The following is a 6,811-nucleotide window of genomic DNA, read 5'->3' as shown; positions in this document are numbered from 1 at the left end:
CCACCTACCGGAGACCTCGCCCATCTGCCAACGCGGACAACCACTTTCAAACAAACAGTTGAGGGGTGGCACCGCACAGCGGTGCCACCCCTCAACTCACTTCGACACAGGCCCTAGAGGCAGATGGGACGATTAAGGGTTGCCCGTCCTTGCCTACCACGTCCTACAGCGGCGGGAATGTCCGCGACCGTTCCGTACGCGATATCTGGACATCTACTCCAGAGCTGTCGTTCGCGCGCGCCGACCGGACGGCCGAGTTGTGGGGATTCTGCCGAGGCTGCTACTACGCGCGGGTGTGTCAGGCCGGCTGCACGTGGACGTCGCACTCGTTAGTCGGGAAACCAGGCAATAATCCGTATTGTCACTACCGGGCGTTGGAGCTAGATGCGCGTGGTATGCGCGAGCGGGTAGTGCGCCGCCTCCCCGCGCCCGGCACCCCATTCGACCATGGCGAATTCGACGTCGTATGCGAACCGACCGGACGACCGGCGCGGGCTGCGGCCCATCCCAATGGCCCTCCGGTTCCGATGGCTGACCACGACGGAACACTCGTGCTCTGTTACACCTGCTGCTGTTATGTATACTCCGGAACCTCTCAGTGCCCACACTGCGGTGCGGATGTCGAAGCGAGCCAACGCAAGCACGAGAAAGCTCTGGCTGATTCCAAAAGTGCGGCCGCTCGCCTGGCCGTCGCGCTGAATATGCTCGGGGCTGGTGACTCAGCTGAGTAATCAGAGTCTGTCCGCGCCCCGAACCCCGGCGTTCTCGGCAGTATCGGGCACATCATCTGAACCCCATCCACAGCCCCGTCACTCCGTCAGCAATGCACTCGGCGTCCCGTGCCTGATCGATGCCGGGTTCGACTTCTTGGGGTACCCATCTAGCGCAGCCACGAGCGGGGAGCCCTCGAACACGTGGCGTTCTACACCTTTCCGTCGAGGAAGTAGAGGTTCCTCCGCTCAGACCAGACAACCCGAGTGCTGTAAGGGAGTTCCCGCGGGAACAGGTTCACTCCCTGGCCTGGCGCCGTGGTGCGGCTGGTAGCCCGAGTGTCTCGGCCAAGTACTCGGTCACCGCGGCAATCTCGACGTCGGACCGATCCAGCACCACGAACGGTGGGTGCGCACGATCGGTAGGAACGACCAGGCCTGCTCGGGGAATCATGACGCGGACTTGCATCAACTGCTGACGGATGTCCAAACCAGTGCTCCTCCAACACAACAACGGAACCGTCGCCATGATGGAGGACACTCAGATGGTGCAGTCAACTGTGCACGCTCGACGTCCACCGACTTGAGGAGTTGTACCAGCAGAGCGCATTTCAGCGAGAAGCGTGTAGGCCCCCGCGGCGTGGAGTTCGTCGGGTGTGCGCGAGTCGGAAAAGATGACGACACCAGAGCCGTCGTTGCCAGCGCGACGGCGGCCACGGCCGGCCTGAATGAGCCGGATCCCGTGGCGGGCAAGCTCGGGCAGGACCACCTCGGTGGCGTCGCGGATGGTCTGCTCCCACTCGCTACCGACAATGGCGACTACGACCGCCAGATCGTGCAGTTCGAAGTCGTGGCTGGCGGGATCGTTGATCCAGCGGAGCAAGAGCGCCGAGCTGTCGACGCCAAGCCTTCTCCCGCTCGCTTCGGACTTGTTGCACGAGGGCATGGGACAGACGACATCACCTCGTGGCTTGTCGTCCGAACTCGGACATTGTCGAGGTGGGGCATCGTTGTGAGTTCGTTCGCCGGATGAGTGCGTGCTCCTGGCGGGGGGCTCAGCTAACGCGGGAGCCGCCTGCCTCGACTACGTATCACACGGGGTCGGGGACCCGCTTCTGTTTATCCGGATGGAGGATTGATGACGAGTCCTGCGACACATGAGACGCGCGGGTAATCGGCGTGCACGACACCAGGCCCGATTTGGCGGCGCTCTACCTCAAGTACGGCGGAGCGATGCGGCGAAAGGCCGCTCAAGTGCTCGGCGAACGCGGCATTGCTGACCAGGCTGAAGACGTGGTGCATGATGCGTTCGAATCGCTGCTGAAGGCTCCGCCGACCGAGGAGATCCGCAGTTGGGAGGCATTCCTGATCAGGATCGTGAGGAACAAGGCCACGGATCGGCTTCGTTCAGCCGCGTTCCGGCATGCCGGTCCGGAGTTCGACGTGCAGCTTCACGATGACGCAGAACGAGGCCACGATTTGGCTGATGACGTTGCTGAGACCGTCGATCGTGACCGGGATGCAGCGCGCGCCTGGGACGCTCTGTCGGTACTGAACGCCCAACAGAGAAGGGTCTTCGACGAGTACCTGGTCCAGAAGCGGCCTCGCGGGGAGGTTGCGACGGAGCTGGGAGTGACTCCCGGGCGAGTGAGCCAGATCGCGAACAAAGCGGCAGAGTTGCTGCAGGAAGCCATAAACCGAGAGCAGGTGGCAGATGGGTAAGAACGAGCGGGACAAGGCTCTCGAATATTTGCTGGACGCACGCACTGGCGATGCGACCGGGGAGCGACCTGTACTGAATGAAGAGGACGCTGCCGAGGTCGAGGCATTGATCGCAGCGGTCGATTTTGTGGCAGACGCTGTACGCGCCACCGATGACATCCCCGCGGAGGAGGCTGCTCTTCCGCTCGAGGAGGACCGTGTCGCAGCGATGCTGGGCTTGGTGCCCGACCCTACCTACAGCCTCGATTCCACTGCTTTGACGCGGGCGAGGAAGAGCGCTGGCTATTCAGCGCGAGACCTGGCCGAACGCTTGGCTGCGCGGGGGTGGGACATCTCGCTCGGGGATGTTTTCCGTTGGGAGACTCGAGGCGGACCGGAGGTGTCACCTGCGCTGATCCGCGCGATTGCCGAGGAAACAGCGACACAGCCTGACAACCTGGTCACCGACCGGAGCACCGCTTCGGAGAACGACGAGGTGGCAGCTGTCATGGCGTCGACAGACTTCCAGGAACTCGTCGCCCGATGGGCCGAGAGCCAACGAACGTCACAGGCGCTGGCCAGGTCGACACTGAAGGCTCGCATGTTGACCACGGTTCACCGAGGAGAAAAGCCGGATGCGGCTCAAATGCTGCATTCATTGGCCGCGTTCATAGAGGCATACGAGAAGGGGCGAAGTCGTTGAACCTCGATCAGTGTGTCGCTCGGCTTCTCGATCTATTGACGCCGGAGGTCCAGCAGCGGTTTGCCGAGGAACCGCTGCTGGCGCTGCGTGAGGACCTCAAACTTAACGTCGCCCCCATCGAGTACCCACCGGATACACGCCGCCAAGGCGGCGCGTGCGACGGCACCTCGTTCATCGAGGATGGGGTGATCCTTTATGTGTCCACGCCTTATAACCGGCGAGAAAACTTCACCCTGGGGCATGAGCTTGGGCATTGGCTCATTCCCCAGTCCGACGAGGTCATGGAGTGGATCGTCGAGCAGGACCACGCCGAACAACTGGTGGAGACTGTTTGTGACCGGGTGGCTCAGCGTCTGCTGCTCCCGCCCGCGTCTATCGCATCCGTGGTGGGGCGCCCGCCTGTTCGAGCTGCACACATCATCGAGTTGTTCGACCGTACGCAAGCCAGCCGACCGGTCTGCGCGATCGCTATCGCGACTCGGCTGCCGCACGTCGGCGCTGTGGCGCTCATCGACCGCGCCGAGGGCAAGGTGCTGTTCGCCAGTGTCCGGCCGGATCCGGAAGAGGGCTGGCCCCTGGTGGTTCCTTGGAAGGGACAGCTGTTGCCTGCTGGTCATCGGTTGGCCAGTCTGAACGCCGGTGTCTCGGTGACCGGCAAGATGTTCTGGAAGGATCAGTGGGATCGCCGCGCCGAGTATTACGTTGACGCGGTGAGTGATCACCGCCGGATCACTGCGGTCTTCAGCGACATCGACCTATGGGATTGCGAAAGCCTGCACCTCGATGGCACCCGTGATTTCGATCAGCGCCCTACGGCGACCATCCATTGTTGCGGGAGCACAAGGACGGTCCGCGGCTATCCGTGCCCCGAGTGCAACGAGCAGTTCTGCCCCGAGTGCGGACGGTGTCGCTGTCAGCGTCGCGCCGCCCGTGAACAGGCCTGCCACGGCTGCCTTCTCCGGTTCCAGGCCCACCTGGTGGTTGGAGGGTTGTGTGAGGAATGCCGATCCTAGCGTTCCGTAACGACGGGGCTAACTCTTGATCGAGCTGTGTCGACTACGTGATGACAGCGCAACAGACACCGGCCAAGCCCGGTCGCTGTCGGAACGGAGGTGAGTACAGAAATGGCGAAGAACACCGGACACGGACATCGCGTCGGCGCCGTGAAGAATCGCAGCGAATTCAAGGTCGGCAAGACGTGGTTCAAGCGAGACACCACCACCGGCCGAATCCTCGACGGCAGCCCTCACCAGCACAAGGGCGTCCGCAACGAAAAGTAGCCGCTGTGCCCTGGCCCGCCGGGCCAGGGCACAGCACCCTTCATACCCAATCCTTCTGAAAGGCAGGAATTTTCATGACCAATAGGCGAATGGTTCAGCGACGGGACGACGGTGACTGGGAAGTCCGCGCTCCTGGTGCCGACCGTGCCAGCGCGATCGTCCCCACCCAAGAAGCCGGCATCGACCGTGCTCGTGACATCCTCGGCAACCTTGGTGGCGGTGAAATGCAGGTCCGCGGTCGTGACGGCACTATTCGACGCCAGGACACGATCGCTCCGGGTAACGACCCCCGCTCTTCGAAGGGCTGAGAGCGCATGCGACTGACGATCAACCATCGCGGTATTTGGATCCCATGGACGGAAGCGAATCCGGGCGTACGCGCCGAGCACGAGGTGGCGTTGATCCGCAGGGTGAAATCTGAAGGCGTGAATCCGGCCACCGCGATCCGTGTGGCTGGAGCCTTGGGCGGCAACCCTTTCGGGATCGGTAACGATCGCACCGTGACGCCCAAATCGCGGAAGATGAACCTGCCCTGCGGGCTGGTGTTCGTCGACTATCCCACCATCAAGGAGATGGCGATGGCAGTGAACTGGGCACATGGCGGCGTCCTGGCGGTCCTGGACGGCCCGCCAGGGGTAATCCGGCTGCCGCTCGCGGGTTGGGCGGCGGCCGTGGGAGCCGTCGACGCGCTCACCGGCGAACCAGCACAGGCTGTTCCAGATGAGGTGCACTCGCTGTTTGATCGGCTCGTGCAGTACGGCAACAACGGTTATGGCGACCGGCGGGACAACTACTTCGTCCGGGAAATGGTCCCCGAGATCGCCGCAGACATCCGCGCGGCTGGCTACACCAACGATTTCATCGCCAGCTACCTGCTTGCCTACGGGTTGGACGAGGACAACGAGAAGAGTCTGCGCAGGGTGATCAGCTCGGCCACGGTCTGATCGCCGCCAGAGTCGCTGGTGGTAGTGCGCGCGGTGTCAAAACCAGGAGTACCGGTTGCGGGAGGGAATGCCAGGGTGCGACCGACAGCCTGTGTCGTCAGCTCGGATGCCGGGCTTGTCCATCGAGGACCGTGACGTTCGCGGGAGCGGCTGTTTGGAGGCGGGTGTTCTCGGTGGCGAGTTCGTGGATGAGCTGGACGTAGATGACAAGTTGTTGTTCGAGTTCGGCTTTGTCGGCGCGTAGTTGCTCGTTGCGGGCGGTCAGGTCGACGACGCGGGCTTGGAGATACTGATAGGCGGCGGGTACTCCGTTGGCCTGGGGTCGCTTGGACTGGAATTCGTCCCGAAGGTCGGTGTGCTTGTGGGTCAGCACCCAACGTTTGACCCCGGCTTCGGCGGCCAGTTGCAACACGGTCAACGCGCCGGTGGAGTTCGTGGGCGTCCCCGCCAACAGCCGTTCCATAGCCGCATGGATCGCTGCGCGTTCCTCCTCGTCGGTCATGGTCTCCTGATGCTCCGATGCTCGGCGATGATCTTCTCGATCCGGGTCAACTCCCGCCGTTCCCGCAGGGACCGGATCGGCGGCGCGAGTGGGTCGGCCACGATGAGACGCAGTTGGTCGGCCTGCTGGGTAAGTTTGGCGATGTCGCGGTCAGTGCGTGCGATGTTGGCGCAGGTGGGGCGGCAGTTGGTGATGTCGGGGGTGCGGCGGGTGCCCTGGTCATCGCCGGCGAGCCGACAGGCCGCTCGCGCGGGATCGAGGACACAGGTCATGGCGTTGCCTTGGTAGATCTGAAGATCAGGGTTGGCGAGCAGTGCTGCCGCGTCGCGGGATTGGCGTAGCACTCGTCCGGCGAAGCGGGGCGCCGATTCGACCCGTTGGCGGTAGACCTCGGCAGCGGGTCCGGAGATGTGCTCGCCGTCGCGCAGTCGTTGGTGGGCGTCGCTGAGGGCGTCGAGGCGGGTGAGCCATTCCTCGAAGACGAGATCGTCGGGGAATCCGGAGTCGTAGCTTCCGGCATAGCCGAGGGTCATGCCGGTGCGGACGTGGCCGTACTGGATGGCGGCGGCGACCAGGCCGCGTGGGCGGCGCACGATGAACCACGCCAGCGTGCGACGCAGCCGTCCCAGGCTGATGCTGGCCTTGACCGGATCGGCAGGGATCGCGTCGGATCGGCCGTGCTCGGCGCAGTACTGGTTGACCCAGTCGATGAATCGGTCGACGTCCTGGGTCATCAGCTGGTCGTTGCGTGCGGCGTGGACGGTTCGGGCCCTGAGCCGGTCGGGCGAGGAGTGGCCGTTGACCTCCATCGTGTTGGGGAACAGCAGCGGCGAGTCGTGCAGCCTGAATCTCCCCGGGTTCCGTGCGCACCGCGTTATCTGTCTCCGGCAGGTTGTTCGGAGCAGGTGGAATAGTAGTCGTCTTCGTATTCGATCGGTGGTCGGCGGCCGAGCCGGTGCATCAGCCGGGAG

11 protein-coding genes are annotated in these 6,811 nt (G+C 63.6%); 7 read left to right on the top strand and 4 right to left on the bottom strand.

The genetic code is table 11. The features are described from left to right. Nucleotides 1–65: 65 nt before the first annotated feature. Nucleotides 66–731: an SPASM domain-containing protein gene (locus tag IU459_RS40265; protein ID WP_195134090.1), complete on the top strand. Its 666-nt coding sequence runs from the start codon at nucleotides 66–68 to the stop codon at nucleotides 729–731. Between the two features lie 277 nt (nucleotides 732–1,008). Here the strand turns inward: IU459_RS40265 and IU459_RS36145 are convergent, their stop codons facing one another. After that, nucleotides 1,009–1,200 (bottom strand): hypothetical protein, encoded by a 192-nt coding sequence (locus IU459_RS36145; RefSeq protein WP_195134089.1) that lies wholly within the window; start codon nucleotides 1,198–1,200, stop codon nucleotides 1,009–1,011. Between the two features lie 51 nt (nucleotides 1,201–1,251). Further along, on the bottom strand, nucleotides 1,252–1,656 hold the full coding sequence (locus IU459_RS36140) for a hypothetical protein (protein WP_195134088.1): 405 nt from the start codon (nucleotides 1,654–1,656) through the stop codon (nucleotides 1,252–1,254). Between the two features lie 233 nt (nucleotides 1,657–1,889). On the opposite strand from IU459_RS36140, the gene IU459_RS36135 reads away from it, so the two are divergent. The 6 genes from IU459_RS36135 (at nucleotide 1,890) to IU459_RS36110 (ending at nucleotide 5,338) form a co-directional block, all read left to right on the top strand. Then, complete coding sequence (locus IU459_RS36135) at nucleotides 1,890–2,432, top strand: RNA polymerase sigma factor (protein WP_324199162.1); 543 nt, start codon at nucleotides 1,890–1,892, stop codon at nucleotides 2,430–2,432. Further along, a complete protein-coding gene (locus IU459_RS36130; protein ID WP_195134087.1) occupies nucleotides 2,425–3,114 on the top strand; it encodes a hypothetical protein in 690 nt (229 codons plus the stop codon). Before IU459_RS36135 ends, IU459_RS36130 begins: the two co-directional genes overlap by 8 nt. Then, nucleotides 3,111–4,127, top strand: coding sequence for an ImmA/IrrE family metallo-endopeptidase (locus IU459_RS36125; RefSeq protein WP_195134086.1), 1,017 nt, complete (start codon nucleotides 3,111–3,113; stop codon nucleotides 4,125–4,127). Before IU459_RS36130 ends, IU459_RS36125 begins: the two co-directional genes overlap by 4 nt. A 111-nt stretch (nucleotides 4,128–4,238) precedes the next feature. Next, nucleotides 4,239–4,394, top strand: a complete 156-nt coding sequence (locus tag IU459_RS36120) for a hypothetical protein (protein WP_195134085.1) — start codon at nucleotides 4,239–4,241, stop codon at nucleotides 4,392–4,394. Nucleotides 4,395–4,468: 74 nt separating this feature from the next. After that, nucleotides 4,469–4,702 carry a DUF2188 domain-containing protein gene (locus IU459_RS40260; RefSeq protein WP_195134084.1) on the top strand — a complete coding sequence of 78 codons (234 nt, stop codon included), beginning with the start codon at nucleotides 4,469–4,471 and terminating at the stop codon, nucleotides 4,700–4,702. A gap of 6 nt (nucleotides 4,703–4,708) precedes the next feature. Continuing rightward, on the top strand, nucleotides 4,709–5,338 hold the full coding sequence (locus tag IU459_RS36110; RefSeq protein WP_195134083.1) for a hypothetical protein: 630 nt from the start codon (nucleotides 4,709–4,711) through the stop codon (nucleotides 5,336–5,338). 97 nt (nucleotides 5,339–5,435) lie between these two features. On the opposite strand, the gene IU459_RS36105 is transcribed toward IU459_RS36110, so the two are convergent. After that, on the bottom strand, nucleotides 5,436–5,840 hold the full coding sequence (locus IU459_RS36105) for a hypothetical protein (RefSeq protein ID WP_195134082.1): 405 nt from the start codon (nucleotides 5,838–5,840) through the stop codon (nucleotides 5,436–5,438). Continuing rightward, nucleotides 5,837–6,649 (bottom strand): hypothetical protein, encoded by an 813-nt coding sequence (locus IU459_RS36100; protein WP_195134081.1) that lies wholly within the window; start codon nucleotides 6,647–6,649, stop codon nucleotides 5,837–5,839. The genes IU459_RS36105 and IU459_RS36100 overlap by 4 nt, the downstream gene beginning before the upstream one ends. Nucleotides 6,650–6,811: the final 162 nt, after the last annotated feature.

Source organism: Nocardia amamiensis (assembly GCF_015477605.1).
In the GTDB taxonomy this organism is placed as follows: domain Bacteria; phylum Actinomycetota; class Actinomycetes; order Mycobacteriales; family Mycobacteriaceae; genus Nocardia; species Nocardia amamiensis_A.
The sequence above is the reverse complement of the archived record's forward strand: the minus strand, read 5'-3'. Positions and strand labels throughout refer to the sequence as shown.

Bases quoted from the DNA above. Each gene is read 5' to 3' on its own strand.
- IU459_RS36100 (WP_195134081.1), bottom strand. From the start codon at position 6,649: ATGGAGGTCAACGGCCACTCCTCGCCCGACCGGCTCAGGGCCCGAACC.
- IU459_RS36105 (WP_195134082.1), bottom strand. From the start codon at position 5,840: ATGACCGACGAGGAGGAACGCGCAGCGATCCATGCGGCTATGGAACGG.
- IU459_RS36120 (WP_195134085.1), top strand. From the start codon at position 4,239: ATGGCGAAGAACACCGGACACGGACATCGCGTCGGCGCCGTGAAGAAT.
- IU459_RS36130 (WP_195134087.1), top strand. From the start codon at position 2,425: ATGGGTAAGAACGAGCGGGACAAGGCTCTCGAATATTTGCTGGACGCA.
- IU459_RS36110 (WP_195134083.1), top strand. From the start codon at position 4,709: ATGCGACTGACGATCAACCATCGCGGTATTTGGATCCCATGGACGGAA.
- IU459_RS40260 (WP_195134084.1), top strand. From the start codon at position 4,469: ATGACCAATAGGCGAATGGTTCAGCGACGGGACGACGGTGACTGGGAA.
- IU459_RS36140 (WP_195134088.1), bottom strand. From the start codon at position 1,656: ATGCCCTCGTGCAACAAGTCCGAAGCGAGCGGGAGAAGGCTTGGCGTC.